This window comes from Paenibacillus mesophilus (assembly GCF_005938385.1).
In the GTDB taxonomy this organism is placed as follows: Bacteria; Bacillota; Bacilli; order Paenibacillales; family NBRC-103111; genus Paenibacillus_AB; species Paenibacillus_AB mesophilus.
The window spans coordinates 80,610-105,952 of sequence record NZ_VCRA01000004.1 but is presented as its reverse complement, the minus strand read 5'-3'; the positions used below and the strand labels follow the sequence as shown (position 1 = coordinate 105,952).

The window sequence follows — 25,343 nt, the reverse complement described above, 5'->3', positions numbered from 1 at the left end:
TGGAGAGGGAAGCGAGAATGCCATTGATCAAGCACGGTATCCGAATTTTGCTTCTGGGAATATTGCTCTGCATCATCCCGGACCGGCCGGCGTCAGCCGAAACGCTGGAGGAGCAGCTCAACAATTTGATCGGGCCGAAGCAGCAGTACAACACGATGCTGTCGCCCGTCTACTTGCGCACGAATGAAACGGAAGAATATATAAGCCCGCAAAGCGGGGAACTCAGCCTCACCCAAACCGACTACGTTCTTCCCGGTCGGAACGGGCTCGATGTGGAGCTCAAGCGGATTTACAAGAGCGGCGTTTCCAATGTGCAGGAGATGAAGGTAGAGTACGTGGACGGGGCGTGGGTGGACTATGTATATTCCGACGCCTTGACCTCCTCCTTCTACGAGGACCGCTACAATCTCGGGATCGGCATGCGGTTCTCGTTCCCGCAAATGGAAGTAAGAACGAACAGCGACGGGACGAGCCACAAGTTTCTGCATACCGAGAGCGGAGACGTATACCGTCTGAAGTACCAGTTGGTTGACGGGCAATACGCTTACCTTCCGGAAGGCCAGACCATCAAAGACGCGGTGGTCAAGGAAACGGCGGAGTACAGCAACGGCCAAACCGACGGCACCTCGAAATACGTCCTGACCGGGAAAGACGGCAAGAAAACGTACTTCGCCGCCGACGGCAGGCTTCTTGGTATTCGCGACCGGTACGGGAACACGATATCGTTCGAATATGCCGATTTGTCGTATACAGTGAATGGGCAAACCGTGAAGAAACGGTTAATGTCCAAAATTACCGATACGGTAGGCCGGACTACCACAATCGAGTACAAGGAGGATCACGCCTTTACCGTCGGTCCAATCGCAAACACTCCCTTATCCGCCGAGGAAAGCTGGAAAGCGTCGCAGAATCCGAACAATACGGACTCCGGCGATTTGCAGGGCAAGTTTCAGGTGATCGTCCGCTTGCCTGGAGACAAATCGATCGTGTACGACAAGTCGGCCGTACTCGTAAACTCCTCCAAGCAAGTCATGCGTACGAGACTGCAGCGCGTGTTCGATGCGGACGGCAAGCCTAAATACCATTTCTGGTACGAGCAGCCCGATCTCGGCTTTACTTATATGAACGGCACGCAGTACTCGGCCTATAACCGCTACGAGAATCTCATCCAGATCGATTATGCGAAGACGAACCGGATGAAGCGGTACGCGTATGACAATTTCACGAAGACGCTGCACCAGGGCAGCATGCAGTATCGCAAAGTGTTCGAGAAGAAAGATTTGGTCAAGACCGGTTACGATGCGACGAAAAGCGGCTTTCCGGACAAGTTCGCGACCGAGGCGAAGAACAAGACGAACTACGCGTATACGAACGAAGCGGACGGCTTCGGCTATCCCGGCTACAACGCCGGCAATGACGCTTATTTGCGCGATACGTACAAATACTACACGGTAACGACAGACGTTTCCGGCAATGAAACGAAGTATACGTATGACGGTCTTCATCAATTGCTGATCACAGAGCTGAAGGGCGCCGACCATAAGGAAACGCTGCTGACCGAGCGCGACGAGATGAAGCTGGTCAAGAAAAAAGAAACATGGTCCTATCCCATAGTAAATGGACAAGCGGCCGGGGAGCCGGTGAAGCGGATCGAGAATTACCGTTACGACGAATACGGGAACATGACCAACTACACGGGGCCCGAAGCGGTACGGGACGCGAACGGCTATCCGGTTGATACCGAGCATACCGTCGTGTACTCCTACGCCTACGACAAGTACCACGTGCTGACGCTGAAAACATGGAAGCAGGATGCGCAGACGACGAACCAAAACGTTTTTGAAGTCGATGCAAACGGCAATGTGCTCAAAGAAACGACCATGTCGGACAGAGGCGGCAGAGTCGTGACGGACTATGCTTATGACAGCTTCGGCAATGTGACGGCGAAGACCGTTTCATCCGACGGCGGCTCCTTCGTGACTTATTACGAGTACGGGATCGACGCCGGCGGCACGAATGTGCAGGGCGCTTATTTGACCAAGCAATACAAGCTGCTGGAAGACGGCAGGCAATCGGCAACGGTATACGGCTACGACTGGAACACGGGCAACCGGACGGCGGAGATCGATCCGAACGGAAACCGGACCGCGTACGAGTACGACATTTTGAATCGCCCGATCAAGACCGTTTACGCCGACCAGAGTGCCAAGACGTACAGCTTCGAGGAATCTCCTTACGCGAATATGCTCGTGCGCTACACGGACCAGGTGCAGAACGTCTTCACGTACGAATACGATATTACCGGCACGCTAGTGCGGGCTAGCGTATGGGATAACGGGGCATGGAACGTACTAAAGACGATGGAATATGACGGCAAAGGCAATAAAACCAAGGAAATCGACGCGAACGGCCACAGCACCCGCTACGAGTACGACAGCAAGAACAGGCTCGTGCGCAAGTCCAGATACGAGAACGATACGGTGGACAAAGGCACGTTGACGCTGCAGTACCGGCTCGGCGCAAGCGCAGATACGCCTCTTCTGGTGACGGTAACGGATGAAGAAGGCTATGTGAAGAAGATGCACTATGACATCTTGGACCGTCTGCGGAAAGTGGAGGCGACTCCGGACAAGGCCCGGTTTGTCTCTATGACATACACATACGATTACGTCGGCAACAAACTGACGGAGACGAATCCGCGCGGTTACACGACAAGTTACGGTTACGACGGATTGGGAAGGCTCGTAAAGCGAACGGATGCGCTCGGGTATGAAACGTCGTATGGCTACAACGCCTTAAACCGCGTAGCCTTGCACAACGAGCCAGGGGACAGGACGACCGAGTTCCTCTTCAGCGCCCTCGGACTTATTGCGATGAGGAAGACGTCCCGGCGAGGCTCCCAAGACTATACCTACACGGCCTATGAGTACGACCTTGCGGGGAACGTGTTGCGGGAGAAGCAGGGGGGCGTGCGAGCGGGAGTCGATGAGGTATCGTCGGATACGTCCTATGCTTACGATACGAGGCTCCGGCAGACGGACGAATACCGGAAGGTGGACGACAGCCGAACGGCGCATGTCCGCTACTTCTACGACGGGAACGGCAACCGGACCGGCATGGTGGAATACGCCGATGCTGCGGAGACGAAGTACCGGATGTATGCATATTCGTTCGATTATGCCGGTCAATTGAAGGAAGAAAGCGGCGTTTACCGGGAAACGGACGGGCCGGGCGGATTCCGGGATTACGGAAGCTACCGGAAAACGACGCAGCGCGACTACGCGGGTAACGTGACCCGGCAGTCCGTACAGAACGGCGGCGGATGGGATACGATGGAGTTCGCGTACGATGCGGGCAACCGGGTCATCTCCAAGAAGGAGCCGTACGGCAGGCAAGCGTCGAAGGAAACCCGGTACCGGTACGACAAAGTCGGCAACCGTACCGGCGAGACGTTGACAGTCGGGGGAATCGAGGCCGACGTCACCTACATGTATGACGGGCTGGCAAGGATGGTCAAGCGGATCGACCCGCTCGGTAACACGACCCGTTACGTATACGACGACAGCGGCAATAAGATCAAGGAGATCGACGCGAGATATGCGGCTTTGACCGAAGAAGCGGCTCCGGGTACGATAACGGAGTACGATGCGCTGAATCGTCCGGTGAAGGCTATCGCCTTCGACGGTACGTCTCGGGAAGTGACGATGTTCCGTCAATACGACGGCCGCGGCAATGTGGTCAAAGAAGCGGACGGGGAAGGCTATAGTGACGCCCAGCCGGAAAGATCGATCGGTATCGTGATGGAATACGATGCGGATAACCGCAAGGTGAAAATCATTTCCGCCCAGACGTCGGCGAGGAACGGGCAGAGCGGCGGTTCGCAAGCGACCCGCACAATAGCTTACGATGGCTCGGGGCGCGTCAGGAGCGAAACCGACGCTCTCGGATACACGACGACGTATACGTACTATTTGAACGGCAAGCTGAAGCAAGCGACGAACGCCGAAAGCGCCGCGGAACGCTACGACTACGACCTGACCGGCAAAGCGATGTCCGTTCGGATCGACCGGTTAGGGCGGGAGACGAGAACGTACCACAACATTTTCGACAAGCCATATAGGGTGGAAAATGCGGACGGTGGCGTAGAGAGGTTCGAATACTCTGCCAAAGGAGAGTTGATCGAAAGCTACGACGCGGCCGGGATGGCGAAACGTTACGAATACGACTCCTCCGGCAACGTCACGGCCAAGATGGAGGAAATCGGCGCGGAGGGCTTCTACTCGAACTTCAAGAGAACGGAAACGGCTTACGACGAAGCGAATCGCCCGGTCGCCAGCGAGACGTTTCTCGTGAAAGTTTCGGGCGTATCGGGAGCCGTAGAGCAAACGGCTTCGGCCGGAGACCGTGTCAACATGGAGTACGATAAAGCGGGCAGGCTCGTCCGCCGGGCCGGTCCGTTCGGCAGGGAGACGGTGCAGCGATTCGACCAGGCCGGCAACGTCATCACCAAGCTGGCCAAAGTCGCCGACGGGGACTACGAAGTCAGACGCTATGCGTACGATACGCGCTCCAGACTCGTGACGGAATCTTTGCTCGTGAAGACGTCCGATCTTCATTCCAATAGTTTGGCCGGAGCAAAGTTCGATAACGAATACGCCGATCGTGTCGTATCGGCGACTGTCCTTGCGTACACGAAGAACGGTCAGTTGAAGAGCCGAACCGATCCGCTGGGCGGTGTAACCCGTTACGAGTACGACTACGACGGGCACCTGCTCAAGAAAACCGACCCGATGTCGGCGATCACCGAATACCGCTATGATGCGAAGGGGCGGCTAACGGCCGAGATCAACCCGAAAGGCATGTCGGTGCTGTACGAGTACGACGCGCTGGATCGCCTGATCCGCAAGAACGCTCCCGCCGCAGACGGAAGCCGGGCGATCACGAGATACGTCTTCGATGCGGTCGGCAATTTGTTGAAGGAAATTTCGCCGAACGAGTACAATGCCTCATTGGATACTCCGGCGGCGGTCATGTCCATGCCGGGAATGGCATACACCTACGACGCGATGAACCGCCGTACGGCGACAGTGGCTCCCGACGGTGCGGGAATCCAATACTTGGGGTACGATGCCCGCGGACTTGTACGTAAATCGGTAGATGGGCTGCGGTACACGGGCAATTTGGACGGCTCGGCAGGAACGGTCTACGAGTATGACGGACTTGGCCGTCTGATCGCGCAGACCGATGCACTCGGCTACCGGACGAGCTTTGTCTATGATGTACTGGGGAACGTAACGAAGAAGACTGATGCCCGCGGCCATGCGACGGAGTATGCATATAACGCCGACCGCACGTTGGCCGGAGTATCCTACCCCGACGGCGGAGGCACCAGCTACACCTACGACAAGCTGGGGCGGAAACTATCGGAGACCGGCGCGCTTGGCAACACGAAGGCGTACCGTTACAACGCTTTCGGACAAGAGAAGACGGCGACCGATCCGTACGGGAATACGGTGGAGTCGAAATACGACCTAAATGGAAATCTCGTTAGCGTCAAAGATAAGCGCGGCAGCGTCACGCTGTTCAAGTATGATGCAAATAAGCGGATGACCGAGAAGCGGACGCCTCTCGATCTGGATGCGAGCGGCAGCGTCATCTACTCCATCGAATCGTACGCTTACGATTCGATCGGCAATATCGTCAAGAAAAGCTTGACCGGCACGAACGACCGCGCCTTTGTGCGGGAGCAGACCTATACGTACTTTGACAACAACCTGCTCCATACGTCGGCCGATTCGAGCGGAGCAGTAACGACGAACGGGTACGACAAGAACGGCAATCTCGTCCGGACCGAGAAACTGCGCGATGCGTCGGAAGCGGATGTCGAGAAGCTCGTGTACGATATCCGGAACCGTTTGGTGAAGCGGATTCGGCTAGTCGACCAAGCGGATTTGGCCGGTGCGGCCGACTGGCCGAACCTACCATTTTTGAGGGATGCCGAGGCTCCCGGCAAAATCCAAGTCATAACCGGCTACGAGTACGACGCGCTCGGCAATCGGATCAAGGAATATGATCCGCGGGCTTATGCGGAGCAGGATACAGCGAATCGGGAGCAATATGCGGTCAGTTACACGTACGACGCATTGAACCGAGTCGATAAGGTGATCCGCAAGTACGGCGGGACGGACGTGTACCAGCAGTACGCCTACGATGAGGTCGGGAACCGTATCTCCATGCGCAACGAACGCGGGTTTGAAACCAAATACACGTACGACCGGATGAACCGCGTCTTGACGATGACCGATCCCGAACAGCACACCTTCACGTACGGCTACGATTTGGCCGGCAACAAAGTGACCGAGACGAACGCCAAGGGACATACGATGACCTACGGCTACGATCAACTGAACCGGCTAGTCACGGTGACCGACCCGTACAACAAAGTCGTGACCCGGAACGTGCTCGACGTGAATGGCAATGCGGTCAAGAAAATCGATGCGGTCGGCTACCAATCGGCCAATTCCGACGAAGAGCGCTACGGCTGGACGTATACGTACGACTTGGCCAACCGTCTCGTGCGGGTGCTCGATCCGGAGCTTGCGGCGAAGAACAAGCCGGAGCTGTCCACCTGGACGTACCGCTATAACCCGGCCGGGGAAAAGATCAAGGAAACGAACGCACTCGGGCATTCGACGAGCTACGCGTACGACGGAGCGGGACGGCTGCTGCAAGTCACCGACCCGCAAGGCGTCAGCGTAGCATACAGCTACGACCGGGCGGGCAACAAGACAGGGATGACCGACGGACGCGGCAAAGCGACGTCCTACACATACGGCGCATTCGGCCTGCTGCGCAGCGCAACCGATCCGACGCGGAAGCCGATCGTCTACCGGTATAATCTCGCTCTGAGCGTAGCGGAGATGACCGACCGCAACGGAAATCACACCGTCTACGCCTACGATAACCGCAACTTGCTGACCAGCCGCTCGGTGACGGAAACCGGGGACAGCATCGGGTACGGCTACGACGAAGCGGGCAACCGCATCTCGATGACCGACACCAGCGGAACGAGCAGCTACGCGTACGACAAAAACAACCGTCTGCTGCGAATTACAAAGGACGGAGTGGCACGGATCACGTACACGTACGACGCCGTCGGCAACATCGAGACCGTCACCGACTCGACCGGTTTTACCACGTCGTACACATACGACAAGTCGAGCCGCCTGGAAACCGTAACGTTCCAAGGCAAAGTGACGACGTACCAATACGACGACAACGGCAACCGGAAAGCGATCGTCTATGGCGGCGGCGTAACGGAGCAATACGAGTTCGACCGCAATAGCCGGTTGATTGGCCTGACGAACAAGAAACCGGACAGCAGCGTCCTGTCGTCATACCGCTACACCTACGACGAAGCCGGACAGCAGACGAGTAAGACCGACAGCTTCGGCACGACCGACTACGCCTACGATGAGGCGGGCCGCCTGCTCAAGGTCAACGCCCCGGGCAAAACGACGCTGTACGGCTACGACCGTGCGGGGAACCGGCAATCGCAGCAGGAGACATACACGTCGGCCCAGCCGAGCGGCTACGTGGACCCGGGCACCGAAACCGAGCTGACGTACCTCGTCAAGAAGAGCGAGTACGTGTACACCGCCTCGAACCAGCTGCAGAAGCTGATCGAGAAGATGGCGGACGGCACGGGCCAAGAAGTGCTGGAGAAAACGGTGCTCTACCTGTACGACGACAACGGCAACGAGCTGCGCCAGCAAGTCAGCTACATTCGCCCGCACAAGCGGAGCATGAGGCAAGTGACCGGCGGCAACGCGGTCGGAGACGACGCAGACGCGGACTTGACGCCGCTGATCGAGAAGGTAAGCAATGTGTTCGACGGCTTCAACCGTCTGAAGCAGACGGAGCGGATCAAGGCGGGCGAGCGCGTCACGGTCGACTACGTCTACGACGGCGACGACTTGCGAACGCAGAAAGTGGTCCGCAGCTCCAAAGAGAGCTACGCGGCCAAGACAACGAACTACCTGTACGACCGGCAGCATGTTATCTTGGAAAGCGATGCGTCGGGTAGCGTAGCCGTACGTTACGTGCGCGGCATCAATTACATCGCCCGGATGGATGCTTCCGCGAAGCTGTCGTATTATCTGTACAACGGCCACGGCGACGTCGTGCAGACCGTGAGCGAGTCAGGGGAAGTCGAGAACCAATACGACTACGACGTATTCGGTAATGCAACGCTGACCGTAGAGAGCGAATACAGCAGCGCAATCCGCTACGCGGGCGAATTTTTCGACGCGGAAGTGGGCTTGTACTACCTGCGTGCGCGGTACTACAACCCGTATACGGGACGGTTTATCTCGGAGGACAGCTATTGGGGCGAGGATGCGAATCCGCTTAGTTTGAATCGGTATACGTATGCGCACAATAATCCGTTGATGTTTGTTGATCCTACGGGGCACAGTATTTTTGATGCAATTAAAAATTTTGCTAAAGATACGATAGACCTCGTATCGGAAAAGACTGCCGATTTTGTTGATATAGTTAAGAGCAAATGGGATTATTGGAGTGAAGAAGCGAATGAAGTAGCGAGTGAAGTAGTTTCCGATACTTGGAATTACGTAGAGACCAAGTTGGATAATTGGAGCGAAGTAGCGAGGGAAGCGATTTCCGATACTCGGGATTACGTAGAGACCAAGTTGGATAATTGGAGCGAAGTAGCGAGGGAAGCGATTTCCGATACTCGGGATTACGTAGAGACCAAGTTGGATAATTGGAGCGAAATAGCGAGCGAAACGGTTTCCGATACTCGGGATTACGTAGAGACCAAGTTGGATAATTGGGGCGAAGTAGCGAGCGAAGTGGTTTCTGATACTTGGAATTATGCAGTCGAATATGGGACTGAGGCAGATGAGTATGTCGATGCCTTCTTAGAAGGTGCATCTTCCGCCTTAGTAAGAAACATGTCATTTGGTTTGTTGCCTGATCACGAACCTGAAAGTGAACATACCACAACCTATGCATTGGGAGAGTTGTTCGGAGATGTTACTTCGGCACTCCTAGGAACAGAGCTTGCTGCTGGAGGAACAGCGGGAACCGTGTTTTTCAGTCCCACAGGAGTAGGCGCAGTTGCTGCAGCTAGTGCTGCTTATGCAGGTGTCGGATTGATTGCAAGTTCATATGGTCATATTAGTGGCGACGTCGAGGACTTGGTCCAGAGTTTTTCTAGTAGTTCATCTGGGGATGCTGGGACGGGTGAATCTGTACCTACTAAATCGGGTGGTGGAAGTGACCCCGCTGATTTTGTCAATCCCCCTGCTGAAAAGAGCAAACCTTCGACATCTGGGGATGCTGAGGGGACGGGTAATCCTGTTGTGGACGAGTACGGTATTTTGAAGAAAGATACAAGTATTCCAGGGCAAGCCCATCATTTAAACCAAGACGCCGCATATAGGGACGTTATTCCAACAAATAAAGGAATGTCGACAAAGTTAGAAGGCAACGCTTTTTCAGAAGTAGGTTCCCCACATTATAATGCACACGAAAGTCTAGAACAGTTTTGGAATCAATACAGACGGGGTGGAGAAAAATATGGTGAAGTGCCTACAAATTTGGAATATTCAAAGGCTATGGTTGATTCTTTGAAAGCCGCCGGGTATCCTCAAGAGGAAGCGATGCAAATTACAGCTAAAGCCATTGAACAGCGTGTCGAACATGGGTTGCTTGGAGGCATGCCAGTGCCAAGGATACCTAGTAAAATCAATCAGAGTCCAAGACCCTTAGAGTGAGGTGCTTTGTATTGAAAATCAAAAGACAGATTTTCGAAAGAATCGATAACATTAAGTGGTTTACAAATTGTGGTTCTCCTCTAACAAATGAGAATATTAACCGAAACATTATTCTTGTTAGCAACTGGGAACAAGCAAAAATATGGTACTCAGATGCTAATTGGGAAAACACAACATTAGAGGCGAGAAATACTCTTACTGAATTTTTGCATAATAAATATCCCAATAATTATTTGGAATGGAATAGCACTGTAAGAGAAGTAAAGGGGTTTATTAAATCATCTCTTTCTGCTAAGTTACAAGCCTACAGTAAGCAAAATAATCTTGATAACGTCTTTGTTGATTGTGTTAAATGGGATGTGCTTCATGCTATTATGGAGTTCGCCTACTTAGACTGCAAGAAACTTCCATTATTCTTCCTTGATTTACTTTTGGTTTACGAGAACGGGAATTTCCCATGTGGTTGGGAAGGTGAATATCCAAAAAACGGGAATCTAGTGGTATATTAAGGGGTTATTCAAATATCACACCTTGATTGGCTTATTGCCCTTCAAGGTTTTTCTTTTTTGGTGGGGGCTACCCAGTGACGATTTAACCCATCATTCAACCAATAACACATATTACCCATGTAATACCCGTATAAAATTCTGTCATATTGATTGTACGCACATAAATGCTTTAATTTATACCTTAATAACGTTTTCCGTTACATTGAAAAGGGCGATTATGGTCAGATGCCACCATAATCGCCCTTTTGTTATCTTCGTTTTCTAGCAGTTTTTTCAAAATCCATCGCAACTGTACAATATGCCGTTTCGATAGAGGAGGTGTACGATGTCCGCAACCGGTTGGTGGAGCGAATTCGGCTTGTCGATTAAGAGGATTTGGCCGGCGCTACGAACTGGCCGAACCTGCCATTTTTGAGGGATGCCGAGGCGCCAGGCAAAATCCAAGTCATAATCGGCTACGAGTATGATGCGCCCGGCAACCGGAGCAAGGAATATGATCCGCGGGCATATACGGAGAAGGGGTGAGTAGTAGACTGGATTATACAGGCTGCGCCTTCAAGCATTGAGCCATGCAGGGGAAATGGCGGAGTTCAAGAACGTTTTTTGGCGCGAGGTGGATAAGGCGTTTTTTGATCCGTGCGGCCAAGCAAATAATCGATGCTCGTTTGATGGAAATCTGCTAATGCAATTAAGAGCGCTGTCGGAATATCCAACTTCCCTCGTTCGTAATCGCTGTAGGTTCGCTGCTTGCAATTCAGATACTCGCACAGTTTCTCTTGTGATAGATCCTTATCTTCACGCATGTTCCGTATTCGTTCATAGACCATAAGCACTCACCTCAAGATGAGTATAGTTCAGTGGATAATCCACTCTTTACTTTTAGTGTGTTATACACTAGTATTTCTTGTATGCGCCCTTTTTATACAGGAAATTCCTTTTGAAGTAGAAGTGAATGGGATCAAAGTACTCGCCTGCAAGGGGCTGCGGACACCGGTTGCTCCCATCGGTAGGATGAGAAGGCTCTTACCAACACGACGGCTTTCCGGGAAAGGTCACGGGAAAGGTCAGGGAAAGGACAAAGGAGATGGTTGCAACGCATTCTATGAAAACGGCAGTCCTGACTGTCCTTTATCTGAAACGGGAGCGGTTGGGGCTTACTTATGAAGATACGCTTACCTTGGCGGATGAAATTGCGCGGTACATTTCGAATTTCCAGCGAATCGAAGCGGAGGTCATTCTGGAAGCCAGTACAACGCTGTGGAACAAGGGTGAGCGCAGAGCGCTCGGACAATTATCGGTACAGCAATTGCTGGACATTATGGAGGCCGCACAGCATGCGAGCGTAGATCAGCCTTTTGTGGATGAGCTATACAAGGAGCTGCGACGCAAGCTAACGCAAGAACAGGGCTGAATAGCGGGGGAGCCTGTAAATATCAAGGGAATTGGATCAGCTACTGAATGCCTATCAATCCGCAGACTCGGGGGCGCACATGGATTCAAGCCGAAGATCGTTATAATTTTTATGGTGATTGCAACAGAGGTGTCCGATTTGGGCTCCAAAATGAAACAGTTAGTAGAAGGCTCCAATCAGGATGCCCTTCGACTAACCGTTTTATTTTGAGAGGAGAGCGAAAACATGAAGCCACCCGTTCTTCACGACTCCGAGCATGAAGCTTTCTACTACCAAATGTTAGCGGAATTCGCTGTACCGACAGCTACCATCGAGCATTGTTTTACACACTGGGCATGTCAAAGGATACCCGCGCCCACAATCTCATTGTTTGCACTTGGCTGGAATATCGTTTTCGTCAAAAGATCCGCGATGGTCTGATTGATGAAAGCCCAATACTCCAGCGGCGCCTTGCGGAGATTCAACGTATAAGAGAGAATATGCTTGTCAAGGACAAGGGAGCGAAGCAAAAAGCTAACGAAATGTAAAAACGACGCTGTGGCTGCGACCGTGCGGGGAAGGTTATGAAGGTTACTTGCCAGAAGATGGTATGATAGGTTCGAGCTTGTTTGAGAAGACAGGCAAAGCATTTAAAATAGGTCCTCGTTCAGTCGAAGAATCTTAAGATAAGTCTTGTTCGAGTGTGATACAACAGGTTAAGAAAGAGTTTCCTAATGTGAAGGTAATAATAAGTCATGGACCAAAGCAAAAGCAGGTGATCTCAATGGATAAAATAGAAATAGTTAATTCATTAATACAATCTGGTATAGCAAAGCCTAATGAAATAGAGGGCTTTACCGAGTTGGAAGTAGAGCAGTGTGAACAAGCAATAGGTTTTCATTTACCACACCAGTATCGTGAATTTCTGTTATCGGTTGGTCACAAGGCCGGATTACTATTTCAAGGGACAGATGTCTTATTTCAAAATGTAGAAGGTCTACTAGAATTAAGAAAAGCAGCTGATGATTTGCTTAATGAAAATGAAGAAGATTTTAATTTACCATCTGATGCGTTTGTGTATTCAATGCACCAAGGCTACGAGTTCAATTATTTCATTGTATCGGAAGGAAACAACCCTCCAGTGTACCAGTATGTGGAAGGAGATGGTCCACCTGTTTTAGTTTGGGATAGCTTTAGTACTTTTCTGAAAAAGTCTATAAACTCTTGCGCTCAGTCTATTAAGGAGGGTATTATTCCGTTATAAGCGTAAGGTGGGCCAATCAGTATCAAAGATTTCACTATTTTTGTACGCAGTTCAATAAGTGAATTTTATACCCTATATAACCAGTTCCGTTACTTTGAACAGGTCGATTATGGTCAATACCACCATGATTGACCTGTTTTTTAAAATGTTGGCCATTCCCATTGAACGGCCTCTTATGGGATGTGCGTAGCATTTACCAGAAAGATGGATTGTACACTCCAGAAATAAGGAAGCCTGAAGGCTGTTATTCAAATGAATTCGAATTTATTACACTAGTAATGGAAAGGAGTCCGAAATTGATTGAATATTAACAACAAAACCCAGGAGTTAATAGATAATCGGCTGCTTAGGACACACCATGAAATACAACAATTCGAACAAGCCATTTCGAGCATCTTGGAGATGAATGAGGTTGACCATATTAAAAATTTGTGTTTGGGATTTGAAGATGCAACAGAAAATGATGGGGTTATGTTTGGTTTGATACATGCAATTGAATCGTATGATAAAACTTTTGGTTTAGAAATACCTTTAAAAAGATTGGCTGAATCGTTGCCCAATATGTTACCGCATGCGCAAGAATGGGCGAAAACTCTGCATAGACGATTACTGAACCATGACCTAGCTCGAAGAATATATGCTGAAGTAATTTCGAGCGTCGATGGTAGTATTCAAGACATTGTTTTTCGGCTTGTTAATGAGATTAAGAACAGAAATTCCCAAAAGTTCGGGACTTCAGTATTGGATTTCGTTTCGCTTGTAAAGCGGTAAAATCGTTAAGATTCCAGGTATACAGGTGAGTCTAGCCATCTAAAGCAGAATTTGCATCTTGTAGGGGATGAGGGGATAGCAAATATAAGAAGATGAGGTATGTTGTTATGGATAAATTGCTGAAAACGCTCATTCCCCCTGAAAATCCGCATAACACTGGAAATGAAGAGCAATGGCAGGGGATTTTTAATATTATCGGAACAAAACTACCCTCAGACTATATGAGATTTATTCAAACCTACGGAACTGGCGGGATTGACAATTTCTTATGGATATTAACTCCATTTGTAAAGGATAAGAACGTAAACTTCTTGAGCAGGCAAAAAGAGATAACTGATGCTTATATTCAATCAAAGACAAATTTCCCCCAGTTTTATAAGCATAATGTTTACCCATCAGCCGGAGGGCTTCTTCCTTGGGCATACACTGATAACGGCGACGAATTGTACTGGTTAACCGAAGGAAAGCTGGACGAATGGAAAATCGTAGTGTACGAATCAAGATCGCCTGAGAGTTATACTTACCCGCTTAATATGATGGACTTTTTATATCAAATAATAACAAGACAATTAGTGTGTGATGCATTCCCGGATGATTTTCCAAGTGATGTACCTGAATTTGTACCGGTAGATGTCGGATGGGAACTATAGCTATGCAAAAAAAGCTTGTGGAACAACCTAAATAGCCACGCTTATTATGGATTAAAGTAAACGTTCATTATTTTCGTACAATGGGGGATTGTGGGATATTGCTAAAAAACAAAGTCTGGGAAGAGTGAATACTTAATTCTATTTGGCGCAGGAGGTTTTAAATGATCGTTAATAACTTCGAAATTAATGAAGAGAATGTAGATGGGCAAATGGTTTATTTACCGAATATGATGGATTGGAAAAAGTTGATAGGAGATAACCCCATTATTGATGGGGAGTATCTATTGCCGCCTAATAGTGAAAGCACAAAGAAAATTCTGCTTAGAAACCTAGAGATATTATGTAGATACCCAGAAATGTCAGTGGTATTTTGTAGACAGTATCCAACTAGGCGTAGGTGGAGCTTTATCAACTTAATCAAATTGAAGGAAGGTAAGCTACAAAGATTTCAACTAGAACATCTGACGTGTGAATCGTGTGGTTGGAATGGATATTCTGCAAATCCAACCATACCGGACCTTTACTGGGGATTGCCTAGTGAGAAAGCAGTATTAGACGCAGCATGGAAAATTCCTAAAGTCAATTGCCCATACTGTGGAAGGGGGCTCCCGAGGTATGCAATTTGGGTTGAAAATAAGTAGCGCTTTCATTGTGTGAACTTTACACACATATATTGTTTACAATAGCCGCAACGCTTCTGATCGGTTGTTCGGGAGCGAAAGCTGGAGTCTCGCCGGATGGCAAAGCCTGGCCGCGCTCGCGGTAGCCATATAACGGTAGCCATCGTGAAGCGCAAATATCCGGCCGCCGCCCCTATCTCGTCCTCTCGGAAAGGACTATTTGCTTTATCGCGGCCGCACCCGTTCTCGGGTTCGCTCTGCTCCCGCTGGCCGCTGCAGTCAGAATTTTTCTTAGGACTTCATTATCCGTCCGGTTAGAGTGGTGAATGATGCTAATGTTAAGCAGTTATAAGGAACTTGAGCAGTATATTGTTGAAGATTTCGAAGAATTTTTAGACGAGGGGTTATCATTATCACAAGTAACAGATAAATTGCTTGTCGAATATCATCGCGGGACTGTCAATAGTAAAGTTGAAAAGCTAGTTGTTTATCTGACAATTGCTCTCCTTTGTCTCGATAAAGGTTATCTTAGAGAGGATATAAGAATGAATTGGATTTTATGATAGTTGATGTTTCATCAATCCCAATGAAGGAAGAGTTAGAATCTGAGGATATTAAAAAAATATTGCAGGACGTTGAAAAAATTAAAAGAATAATTCGGGAATATTTGGTTTAGGGGTTACACGGTGCAGAATGAACCTATCATTCAACTGTCATTGTTACGTTACGGAACTAATGGGTGGATAAGCTTGGTAGAATAAATGTAACATAGACATACCAGAATGGAGTAATGCTAACCAAATGGAGCTTTAGGGGAAGGAAATCATCAACCGTACGTAGGTTATCAAACATCTGGAAAATGTATTAATAGAACGTGGGAGATATATATTGTAGACTATGTTCCTGTTACAAGGAGATGAGTATATGAATGCCAAACCCAATACTCAGGAATTAACTCAAACTGGCAGGAGTTTAGGTGTAGACATAGTAATATTGGATGAGAATGATTCTAAACAATACATTAAAAGAGTAATCGAACTATTTAAACCTTTTAAAATTACTGGACACTTATCGATTGGTGAAGGAACTCTGACTATTCCATTGGAGGGAAACGAATTTTCATACTCAAAATACTTAAAAAGTGAACCGGCTTACATTTTCTTTGATCAAGAAAGTCGTGATAGGAATACAGTTGTTACAGTAAAAGATACTAAATTGATTGGGAATTTAATGGAAAACTCATATGGAATGGAGTACTTTGTATCTAATGAAAAATCCGATTTCCTAATTGCAGTAAATTGGTATGCGATAGAAGTTGCAGGGTCTGCAAAAGAATCCCTAACCACATTAAACGGGGAAGGTGGTACACCTCTATCCTAAGATTTTGAGTCTTGCGGAACTGTAATCCCAAAAGTCTTTAAAGGCTTAATGGCTTTCAAGGTTTACATTTTGGCGAGGACGGGTGGAATATACTAACCAACTGTATCCAGACGTAGTGGCCATTTATAATTAATCGGCCACTATTAGTTCAAATGCGAGGTGATTAATAATGGGAGTAAATTTTAGTGCTATACTTGAACATAGCTTAAATATTATTGGTTTGATGGGGTTACCCAACATGCTTAATAGTGATAGAAGCTTCGAAGATCTAAGAGGTTTAACAAATAATGGCGAATGGCAGTGGCTACATGACGCTGACACCATCCTACACTATGAGATCCACGGTTTTATAACTCTGACAGGACCTTCTAACTTGAAAATTATATTTGGAAAATATTTATGTGAATTATATCACGTAAGTAGATGGGATGATTTTACTGAAAATCAAGAAATTCAACTTTGGTTACGAAGGGTATGTTTAAGCTTCTCACCATTATTAAATAACCCTATATATGTCCCTCAGATATATGATTGTGATGTCTTTGTACTTGATGGAAATACAATGTCAGATGTAAAGGAGTTTCTTTATAATACTTTCGGAGAGAGCGCGCTCCTTATATCTGATATAAAGAGAATTCAAGTGAACCAGTACAACGGATATAGTGGGTACTATCTGGATAAATTTGATGATATTTGATGCATCCTAAGGAGTACAGCAATGTCTGGATACAAAGTAACTCGACTCGAACTCTCTCAGTGGCAATTAATAAGTGAGGTGAAAGAAATGAATCGAGATGAAGCATACTTCCATTATGACTGAGGTGGTCAAATGAAACTTATCAGAAGTAAAACGGAACAGGACTTTAGAGTTCGACTAATCAACTCGCATAAATCTTTATTTCAAGAAAAATCGAACGAAAGGCTTTTAAGCGTGTTGCGAAATTCTTTCCCTGATATGAGGACAGCATATTTTATTGGGCACACACCAGAGCAGGAGGAAGACCTTTATACAATACTTATTAATACTGATACTATTGCTAGAATTGAGATGAATCGGTATAACCACGATATAAAACCAAATGTTGTTGTTATATCTCTTCGAGATTACGTCATCGGGCTAAGCAAAATGAGTCAAATTAAATTGACTGTTGCTCTTGATTTAGCAAAAAAAGACTTAGAATAAATAACACTTTTAATACCTTGATTGGTTTGTCTATCAAGGTTTTTTTGCGAGGTTACCAAGTACCGAATGATTCTTTCACGAAACTAAGACGAGTAGTTCATCCAGAGCTGAAGTTGACTTCGTCGGGGCAGCAGGTGTTACAAATGCCCCCGTACCGACAAGAACTACTATGATTTTGCTGTTAGAATAAAAAGTAGACACCCGTTAAGAGAAACACAATAATAAACTTAACGAGGAGGTGTTCACATGGGTGAACAACGACAACGGTTTAACGAAGCATTTAAACAGCAAACGGTGAAATATATTCAAGAACAGACGAAGACGATGCCGGAAATTGCACAGGAGCTCAACATACCGGTGAAAACCCTCCATCAATGGAAAGCCAAGTATCGTAAATTCGAGAGTGAACCTATTGCTAGTGCTGAGAAGATCCGCGAGCTGGAACGACTCTTACAGGAAAAAGAGCAGCAACTCCAGGCCAAAGATCAACAACTGGCAGATGTGGAGGAGCAGCTGGCCATCGTAAAAAAGGCGGTGCACATCTTCAGCAAACCAAGGAAGTAAGATTCCAATTCATCGAAGCTCATCGTTCCGAGTTTCGAGTGGAGAAGATGTGCGAAGTCTTGGCTGTGTCCCGGAGCGGGTATTACAAATGGCTCAAAGAGAAAGCGAGCGAGAACAGCTATAAGAATCGTAGAGCCTTACTGTTAGCGCGCATCGCTTGGTTCTTCATGGACTCTCATAAACGGTACGGAAGCCCCAAAATTACGAGGCTCCTCCGGCGAGAAGGGTGGACGGTATCCGAACGCTTAGTTGGTAAACTGATGAGGGAAAACGGTTTACGTTCGTGTGTATTCAAAAAGTTCCGTGTGTCCACGACCGATTCGAATCACGCCTACCCGGTGGCGCCCAATGTGCTGAATCAGGTCTTTACCGCAACCGCTCCAAATCAGATTTGGGTCACTGATATCACCTACGTACCGTGCCGTGAAGGACGACTGTACCTGGCTAGCGTTCTCGACTTGTTTACGCGTAAGATCGTCGGATGGAAGCTTGCAGAGCGGATGACAACCGATCTCGTACTCGCTGCACTGGATCAAGCGTATAAGGCTCAGAAGCCTCCTAAGGGGCTCATCCACCACTCGGATCGGGGTTCGCAGTATGCTTCGGAACCCTATCGAGCCAGGCTGCAGAAGTACCGGATGGAGGCCAGTATGAGTCGCAAAGGCAACTGCTACGACAACGCCGTCATCGAATCGTTTCACAGCGTACTCAAGAAAGAGTTTATTTACTGTACGAAATTTCATACAAAGGCTCAGGCTCAACAAGAAGTATTTGAATACATCGAGCTCTTCTACAATCGCAAACGAATTCACAGTGCTTTGGGGTACTTATCACCGGATCGATTTGAAGAGCAGTACTACAAAAATATCTGCTAAGTTCTCTTATTTTGTGTCCACTTTCTTGACAGAGGTCCATTTGTTCTTCAGAAATAAGAAATTATCTACTTAGATGGTACCCACAAAGGAGAATACACTCCTAACAAAGGATTCAATGGAGGCAATTAAATGGAGATTGAAAAAAAGACCGTTAAATTTCTTCTAAATAGAGAAAGAACAATTTATAAGGAGTTAATTCTATATGAAGAAGCACCTGATGATGAAGACATGGTTCTCGTAGAGACAAATGTTATGGGAAAGGAAATGAAATTCAAAAGTGAAAATTTCTTTTCGGCACTATTAGCACTAAGAAGGCAATTGGAAAAAGAGAACATTCAAATTGTATGCAATGGTTCGGCAAAATGTGTGTATCCATCAAGAATGCAATTGTCTATGGGAAGTGGAAGAAAAGCCTATAAGTTAAGTATGGGTCAACAAGCTAAAATCTCGAATGTGGTCGATATTTTTGACTGCGATGAGAGATTTGAATTTGTTGATATAGACAAACAGTCAAAATACTATGCCGAATGGCTTAATAGTGTAATGGGCCAGTAGAAACAGAAGTTTTGTAGGTTCTATAGAAAAAAATGGCGGTGGTTATTTGCTAAATAAAATTACAGGAATCAGTTTTTCGCTAATACTTATTTCAGTCTTTTCTTTTAAATTAACTGTATTTTCACATAACCAAATTGATTTTAAAAAGCAATGATATCTGTAAACGGAATCGCCATGTTCTCGATGCCATTTATTGTATTGGGTGTAATTGTAAGTGGGCCTCTGCAAAGATTAAATATTAAAAAGATTTGGCTTAATATACTGCTGTACGCTCTACTCGGTATATTAATGTCAATGCTAGCAATATTGTTATTTAGATTTTACGGGGAACCGCGTATTATTATTTCAGTTTCGGTGCTCGGAATAATTGGTTCTGTTGGTTACTATTACGGAAGTTCATTAATTAAAGATAGGACGCAGATGAAAGCCCTAGTAATAGTCGCGCTAATTCTAATTGTTTTTTTATTCATAATGTCATCTTTTTGAAAAACAATAGAAAACTATGGGCTATGTAGTTACGAGGTGTTAACTTTGCAAATATTTAATGGGAAAGTAGTATGTCCTCGGTGTGATGGGAATGGCTTGGTTTATAGGTGCAAAGTTGTTGAATTAGAACTTGTTCTTTACGTTTGTGATGAATGTGAGGCGTCATGGGAAGACGAAATAATATCGATTAATAATTTCCGCGATTTAAGCACGTTACTTCAAACCAAAGGATCCAGCTACAATGAAGCTTCAATTGTTAAGATGGATTATGACTGGTTAAAGTAGGGGGGAGATCAAACGATTAAGTTGTTTGTCGAGCTTTACTGAGCAGGACGCATACTGCAAGTAAGGCGATTAAATATTGGATGGCGATCGATGAAACAGAGATTATAAACTTTCAGAAATGGAGCCAATAGTGCGCCCTATGACTACTCTTGATCAACTTAAAGAGTTAATTGACAAACATCGGAAAGGAACAGATTTTACAGGTGGTATTACCGACGAGAAGGTAATGAAAATCGAAGAAGAGTTGCATGTCAAATTGCCTGATAGCTATACATGGTTTCTTAAAAATTACGGTCGGGGAGGTCTGTTCGGCGTAGATATTTTAGGATGGGGTAAAGGGGATCTTGCTTCGGTGGTAAAAGAGACCGAGAGGTACTATAGCCACGGACTTCCCTCTTCTTACGTTGTAGTTGAAGATTGCGATGAATTTTTATACTGCGTGGATACAGATACCGTTGATCCCGAATCAAATGAAGCGCCAGTTTTGGTCTGGAATAAAGCACATGCTAAGAGCACTAAAAGATCTCCTGGTTTTGCGCAATTTTTTATAAATAGACTCTTAGATGCGTTAGAAGACGAGGAATTCCAGTAATATAGAGCTGTTCATGCCGATGATGGAAGCGATCAGCGCCCGCGAAAATTTGATGTTTGCCAGCGACTACCCGCACTGGGACTTCGATTCGCCGCTGCTTGCGTTTCCGAAGATGGACAGCGAAATGAAACTGCGGATTTTTTACCAAAATGCCGCGGACTTGTATCGTCTCCCTGCTCCTGCGAGCAAAGCGGGAGGTGCCTGATTTATAGGAATGTAAAAAAGAAACCTTGATCGGCTGTATGCCTCTCAAGGTTTCTTTTTGTTTTCTCGGTTACGTTGCATCTGCTATGGCTAAGCCATCTCATTCCCGCTTGTATAGATAACCAGCGTTAACGTCGCTGCGGACACATCTACAGCAGCCGATGTCGGGTTCTCATGATAAACCGTGATGGTGTTGGCAGCGGTTACTTTCGCATACATTCGTGTGCCTTTTAGGTCGCCTTCAAAAAACGAATCTACTACGTTACCGACCGACGCAAACGACTGAGCAACATTAGACGAGTTGGTCGTGTTCGCGGCTACGGAAGGCGGGGCGAAAGGCAGAGAGCGTCTAACTATCTTTTGAAATACATTTCTATAAATCGGTGCTTGGCCTAGTGCTACTGTAGCGGTCCCGTTGTTAATGGTTTTATCAATGATCACTTGGCTTGTCGGTTGACCGTTCGCATCGAAGACACGCCCGACAATCTTGCATTGCTGCGTTGTTCCGTTTTGTGTTACGGCAATCCAATCTCCAACACCATAATAAGTATCAAGCACAAACGAACCGGTTGCCAGATTGATAAGATTCGGGGCCTCTGTTGCGACTGTCGCAGCTGTTGCCAAGCTGCTGTATTGCGCCATATCGGTTGCCGGCTTTAATGTGCCTTCTTGGACACAAAGACTGAAGTTAATCTTTTGCTCGTTAAGTGCGACATTGCTTGAGTTTGTCGTATTGACCGGATACATGAAGTCGCCGACCGCAAACTTGCCGCCGCTGTAATTCGTATTCAGACTAAATGCGTTTCGGCTATCGACCTTCGGTTCATACTGCATATACACCGGAGCAATCGGGAATCCGCTTGCGTAAGCTCCGATGTGCTCGATTTCGATACGAGTGCCGACCGGCAAAGTGATGATAAAATTGCCTTTGTTTACAAGCTCGTTGACATTGCGAACTGTCGCCAATTTCCACCCGTTGCCGTAATCAACCACATCATCACCCACGGTTATTCGTTTGTTTGTGCCGTTGTACTCCAGAACGTTCAGCTTAAAGTTACGCGGGTCGAAAGGCGCTATTTCTCTGTAAAGAATGCAAACATATGCGTCCAACTGCTTGTTTTTGATAGGGAAGGCAAGTTCTGCACCCTCGCTCCCTTTATTCCACAAGCGAATACCGTTCCTGCTTGTAAAACCTGTCCATACGGATTCAAAACGCTTTACATCATAAACAAGCTTTTTATTGACGGTATTACCGTTCATGCGAACGCCATACATGCCGTATTTGAAATCGTACTGAGGCAGGAACTCGAAAAAATCGTCAATAAGCTGCGGGTTTCGTCCGAAGTCGAAAGCGGAAGACATTAATAATTGGTTGTGCCCCTCGGTAGGGTTATCCGTCTCTGTCCAAGTTTTTGCAGCATAGTCATACTTGGCGAAGTAGCCTTCCGTGAATTTAATGTAGCAATCTTCCGTTTCTTTATAAGTCACATTCGACTTGAAAGAAAAACCGCCCCAGCGATGCACCGGGTTTAATTCAAAGAAGTAATTGAAATACTCGGTATAACCTCCTCCCCAGAAAGAGCCGGCACACGTATCATAAACAACCGCCTTGGCAGGTTTTACAGCAGCTCCGGCAGGTGCAACATTAAAACCGTTTACGGATAAACCCCCGCCCTCGTTGCGTACGTAGTAGTCTGCAATGTTTGCAGCACCTGCGCCGCCGACAATATAACCGCCGCCAACTGTTAAATTGGTGCATTGTGTTACGTTTGCTTGGTTCCAGAACCCTAGCAAGCATTCGTGGAATGCGCAGTTTCGCAATTCATTTTCATAGAAGTTGCCTCGACGGGTGCCGGTCCACGGGGAAGTATCCAGCGGGTACAGATGACAGCCGATTGCAAATCGTTCGACAAGCACATTATCGATTACCCATTTGTAAGCATTCGCGCCATTAAAACATCGGTTAGCGTGAACCGTTGATGTCTTGGTGACGTTTCCGACGTAAACCCCGCCTTTGAGCCGAATGCCTACTATCGTTTGCGCATTCCATCCGGTTTTTACAGCAAAGGCGACTGCCATTTCTTGATAATTCGGACTAAATAAATCCTTGGATGTCGTCGGGTCGAAGAAAATCGCGGCATTACCCAAAAATTCAATGTCAGTGCCGGACCGGACATACAATGTGTCGCGCACATAATAAGCAGCATCATGCACTTCAAATACATGATTTACAGTTGCACCGTACTTCATTTTAGAGATGTTGTTTCGGTACGCTGTATATTGAACCGTATTTAACATTCGCTGAAACGCATCCGTATCATCATGCCCGCTAATTATATTAGCGTTAGTAAACACTTCTACAGATTGGTCTATGAGCAGATCGCCATAAGCGCCAAACTGGAATGGATTCAGCTTGTACTGCGTCGATTTCCAGCGACCTGCTGCAAGGCCGTCTACTGCGATAATAGAACCTCCATTGTCGGGTTCCGTCGAACTTGCAGCCCAAACGAACTCGTTTCCGCCCTTGCCCATTCCGGCGTAGTAGGATGCAGTTCGCACAACGCTATAGCCGCTTTTTGGCGCGAATTGACGCAATGCCGCAATTGAATCTACGGTTATAATTACCGAATCAAGATACTTGCCTGTGCCATAACTAGCAGCGGTTACAGTATGAGAATCAGCCCCAACTGCTCCTCCGAGTGTGCTGCCCATCGCCAAAGCCATCCCGGACAATCCGATCGATGCCAGCATCGTTCTTCTCGAGATCAGAGGGCTTTCTTCGTTCGACATCGGTTTGTCATCCCTATTTTCTGACATCGCAACAACCTCCGTATTCATTATTCCTTACGGTTTATTTACCTGACGTGGCGGCAATTTGCTTGTCTGCCCGTTCGGCGGCTTCCCGCAGCACGGTGTTCACGTCATTGCCCGAGCTGTATTCGCTGATCGCTTTTTGCATTTCCGTGTTCCCCGTAATCGTGAACGGCGTCGGCACGGCCATAGCCGCATTCTTGGGAGGAACGAGCGATTTGACGTTCTTTCCTTGGAACCCGGGCAGCTCCGCGCCGAAACTTTGCATGATGCGGTCCGTATTTTTCATCCCGGGCATTAAAGCGAGCGATCTTCCCATCCATTCCTGGAACTCATCCGAAGCGATGTAAGCGAGCACCTGGAACGCCGCATCCCGCTCTTTGCTCGTGCTCGTAATATAAAAATACTCCGGAGTCGACTGAAAACCTACACCCGGTTTGTCCTTGAAAACCGGCACAGATACTGCGTTCCAGTCCGGTATTTTCTGCGCCGCCGCTCGGACGTGGCCGCTCGGGCCCATGAACATGGCCGCCGTCTGGCTGTCGGTGAACAGATTGATCGGACTGCTGTACTTGTTGTTCGGCAGACCGTTTCCGGGAATTTTGTAAAAGCGGGCCAAATTGTCGAATGCCCGGATAAAGTGATCCTCCATAAACATCGCTTTGTATGTTTTCTCCTCGAAATACGGGGCCGACAACTGGTTGCGGTCCATCAACTGGTCAAATTCAAACACGATTCCTTTGTACTCCCGGCCGTCTTCCGTGCGGGTCATTCGGCGCGCGAGATCGTATATGTCATCCCACGTCATCCCGTCCTTCGGGTAAGGAACGCCGAATTTGTCGAACAGCGCCTTGTTATAAAGAAACACTATGTTTCCGACTGTCGACGGAAGCCCGTAAATCCCTCCGCCCGCTATCTTCCGCTGAATATCCACAAGCGACGGCTCGAGCTTGGACAAGTCGTAGTTATACTTTTTGATAAGGTCGCTGATATCGTTCTCCAGCTTCAGGTTCGTGAGAAAAATGCTGGTCGTGGGAAGCGAAGCGATCAAAATGTCGATCGGCTCCTTGTTCGCGAGCACGGATGCGTAATAATTCGTACCCTCCGCCGCCACCCTCGGAATGTACTTCAACCTATAGTTCGGAAATTTCTTCTGGATTTGGTTGCCGTATCTTTCGATGAGCAGATCGGTTTTTTCTCCGGTGGCCGGATAGGTAATCGTCACTTCCGACGGTTTGTCGGCGATCTTCTGCGCTTCCTGCACGCCCATACCCGCCGGTGGGTTCGCGGAAGGCTGTGCCGGCCGGTCTGCTCCTTTACCGCAACCCGCCAGCGTCGAAACGAGACACATCGGCATGAGAACGATCATCATCTTTCCTTTGATTTTACTGAGCATGACTTGTT

20 protein-coding genes are annotated in these 25,343 nt (G+C 47.6%); 17 read left to right on the top strand and 3 right to left on the bottom strand.

Going from position 1 to position 25,343, the window contains the following annotated elements:
- Window positions 1-17: 17 nt before the first annotated feature.
- A complete protein-coding gene (locus tag FE783_RS08080; protein WP_158301673.1) occupies window positions 18-9,800 on the top strand; it encodes an RHS repeat-associated core domain-containing protein in 9,783 nt (3,260 codons plus the stop codon).
- 11 nt (window positions 9,801-9,811) lie between these two features.
- Entirely contained in the window at window positions 9,812-10,309 is a 498-nt protein-coding gene (locus FE783_RS08075; RefSeq protein WP_138878850.1) for a hypothetical protein, read from the top strand.
- Between the two features lie 590 nt (window positions 10,310-10,899).
- Here the strand turns inward: FE783_RS08075 and FE783_RS08070 are convergent.
- The gene (locus FE783_RS08070; RefSeq protein ID WP_338015836.1) at window positions 10,900-11,112 is read right to left on the bottom strand and encodes a helix-turn-helix domain-containing protein; all 213 of its coding nucleotides are present in this window, start codon (window positions 11,110-11,112) and stop codon (window positions 10,900-10,902) included.
- A gap of 299 nt (window positions 11,113-11,411) precedes the next feature.
- Here FE783_RS08070 and FE783_RS08065 point away from each other — a divergent pair, with 299 nt between their 5' ends.
- The 15 genes from FE783_RS08065 (at window position 11,412) to FE783_RS08005 (ending at window position 21,129) form a co-directional block, all read left to right on the top strand.
- On the top strand, window positions 11,412-11,720 hold the full coding sequence (locus tag FE783_RS08065) for a hypothetical protein (protein WP_138878848.1): 309 nt from the start codon (window positions 11,412-11,414) through the stop codon (window positions 11,718-11,720).
- A 287-nt stretch (window positions 11,721-12,007) separates the two neighbouring features.
- Window positions 12,008-12,247: a DUF6075 family protein gene (locus FE783_RS38925; protein ID WP_420799723.1), complete on the top strand. Its 240-nt coding sequence runs from the start codon at window positions 12,008-12,010 to the stop codon at window positions 12,245-12,247.
- 236 nt (window positions 12,248-12,483) lie between these two features.
- On the top strand, window positions 12,484-12,963 hold the full coding sequence (locus FE783_RS08060) for an SMI1/KNR4 family protein (protein ID WP_138878847.1): 480 nt from the start codon (window positions 12,484-12,486) through the stop codon (window positions 12,961-12,963).
- A 300-nt stretch (window positions 12,964-13,263) separates the two neighbouring features.
- On the top strand, window positions 13,264-13,734 hold the full coding sequence (locus FE783_RS08055) for an Imm30 family immunity protein (protein ID WP_138878846.1): 471 nt from the start codon (window positions 13,264-13,266) through the stop codon (window positions 13,732-13,734).
- A gap of 107 nt (window positions 13,735-13,841) precedes the next feature.
- Window positions 13,842-14,384 (top strand): SMI1/KNR4 family protein, encoded by a 543-nt coding sequence (locus tag FE783_RS08050; protein ID WP_138878845.1) that lies wholly within the window; start codon window positions 13,842-13,844, stop codon window positions 14,382-14,384.
- Window positions 14,385-14,545: 161 nt separating this feature from the next.
- Window positions 14,546-15,025 carry a hypothetical protein gene (locus FE783_RS08045; protein ID WP_138878844.1) on the top strand — a complete coding sequence of 160 codons (480 nt, stop codon included), beginning with the start codon at window positions 14,546-14,548 and terminating at the stop codon, window positions 15,023-15,025.
- Window positions 15,026-15,339: 314 nt separating this feature from the next.
- The gene (locus tag FE783_RS08040; protein ID WP_138878843.1) at window positions 15,340-15,567 is read left to right on the top strand and encodes a hypothetical protein; all 228 of its coding nucleotides are present in this window, start codon (window positions 15,340-15,342) and stop codon (window positions 15,565-15,567) included.
- 361 nt (window positions 15,568-15,928) lie between these two features.
- On the top strand, window positions 15,929-16,384 hold the full coding sequence (locus tag FE783_RS08035) for a hypothetical protein (protein ID WP_138878842.1): 456 nt from the start codon (window positions 15,929-15,931) through the stop codon (window positions 16,382-16,384).
- Window positions 16,385-16,553: 169 nt separating this feature from the next.
- The gene (locus FE783_RS08030) at window positions 16,554-17,081 is read left to right on the top strand and encodes a hypothetical protein (RefSeq protein WP_138878841.1); all 528 of its coding nucleotides are present in this window, start codon (window positions 16,554-16,556) and stop codon (window positions 17,079-17,081) included.
- 132 nt (window positions 17,082-17,213) lie between these two features.
- A complete protein-coding gene (locus FE783_RS08025; protein WP_138878840.1) occupies window positions 17,214-17,567 on the top strand; it encodes a hypothetical protein in 354 nt (117 codons plus the stop codon).
- Window positions 17,568-17,813: 246 nt separating this feature from the next.
- Window positions 17,814-18,131 carry a transposase gene (locus tag FE783_RS37930; protein ID WP_202916154.1) on the top strand — a complete coding sequence of 106 codons (318 nt, stop codon included), beginning with the start codon at window positions 17,814-17,816 and terminating at the stop codon, window positions 18,129-18,131.
- 11 nt (window positions 18,132-18,142) lie between these two features.
- Window positions 18,143-19,006 carry an IS3 family transposase gene (locus tag FE783_RS08020; RefSeq protein WP_238402964.1) on the top strand — a complete coding sequence of 288 codons (864 nt, stop codon included), beginning with the start codon at window positions 18,143-18,145 and terminating at the stop codon, window positions 19,004-19,006.
- A gap of 129 nt (window positions 19,007-19,135) precedes the next feature.
- Window positions 19,136-19,561, top strand: coding sequence for a hypothetical protein (locus FE783_RS08015; RefSeq protein ID WP_138878839.1), 426 nt, complete (start codon window positions 19,136-19,138; stop codon window positions 19,559-19,561).
- Between the two features lie 910 nt (window positions 19,562-20,471).
- Window positions 20,472-20,924, top strand: coding sequence for an SMI1/KNR4 family protein (locus tag FE783_RS08010; protein ID WP_158301672.1), 453 nt, complete (start codon window positions 20,472-20,474; stop codon window positions 20,922-20,924).
- A gap of 13 nt (window positions 20,925-20,937) precedes the next feature.
- Entirely contained in the window at window positions 20,938-21,129 is a 192-nt protein-coding gene (locus tag FE783_RS08005; protein WP_138878837.1) for an amidohydrolase family protein, read from the top strand.
- A gap of 89 nt (window positions 21,130-21,218) precedes the next feature.
- Here the strand turns inward: FE783_RS08005 and FE783_RS08000 are convergent, their stop codons facing one another.
- Together FE783_RS08000 and FE783_RS07995 are read right to left on the bottom strand one after the other, a co-directional pair.
- On the bottom strand, window positions 21,219-23,945 hold the full coding sequence (locus FE783_RS08000) for a hypothetical protein (protein WP_138878836.1): 2,727 nt from the start codon (window positions 23,943-23,945) through the stop codon (window positions 21,219-21,221).
- A gap of 34 nt (window positions 23,946-23,979) precedes the next feature.
- Window positions 23,980-25,335, bottom strand: coding sequence for an ABC transporter substrate-binding protein (locus tag FE783_RS07995; RefSeq protein WP_138878835.1), 1,356 nt, complete (start codon window positions 25,333-25,335; stop codon window positions 23,980-23,982).
- Window positions 25,336-25,343 lie beyond the last annotated feature (8 nt).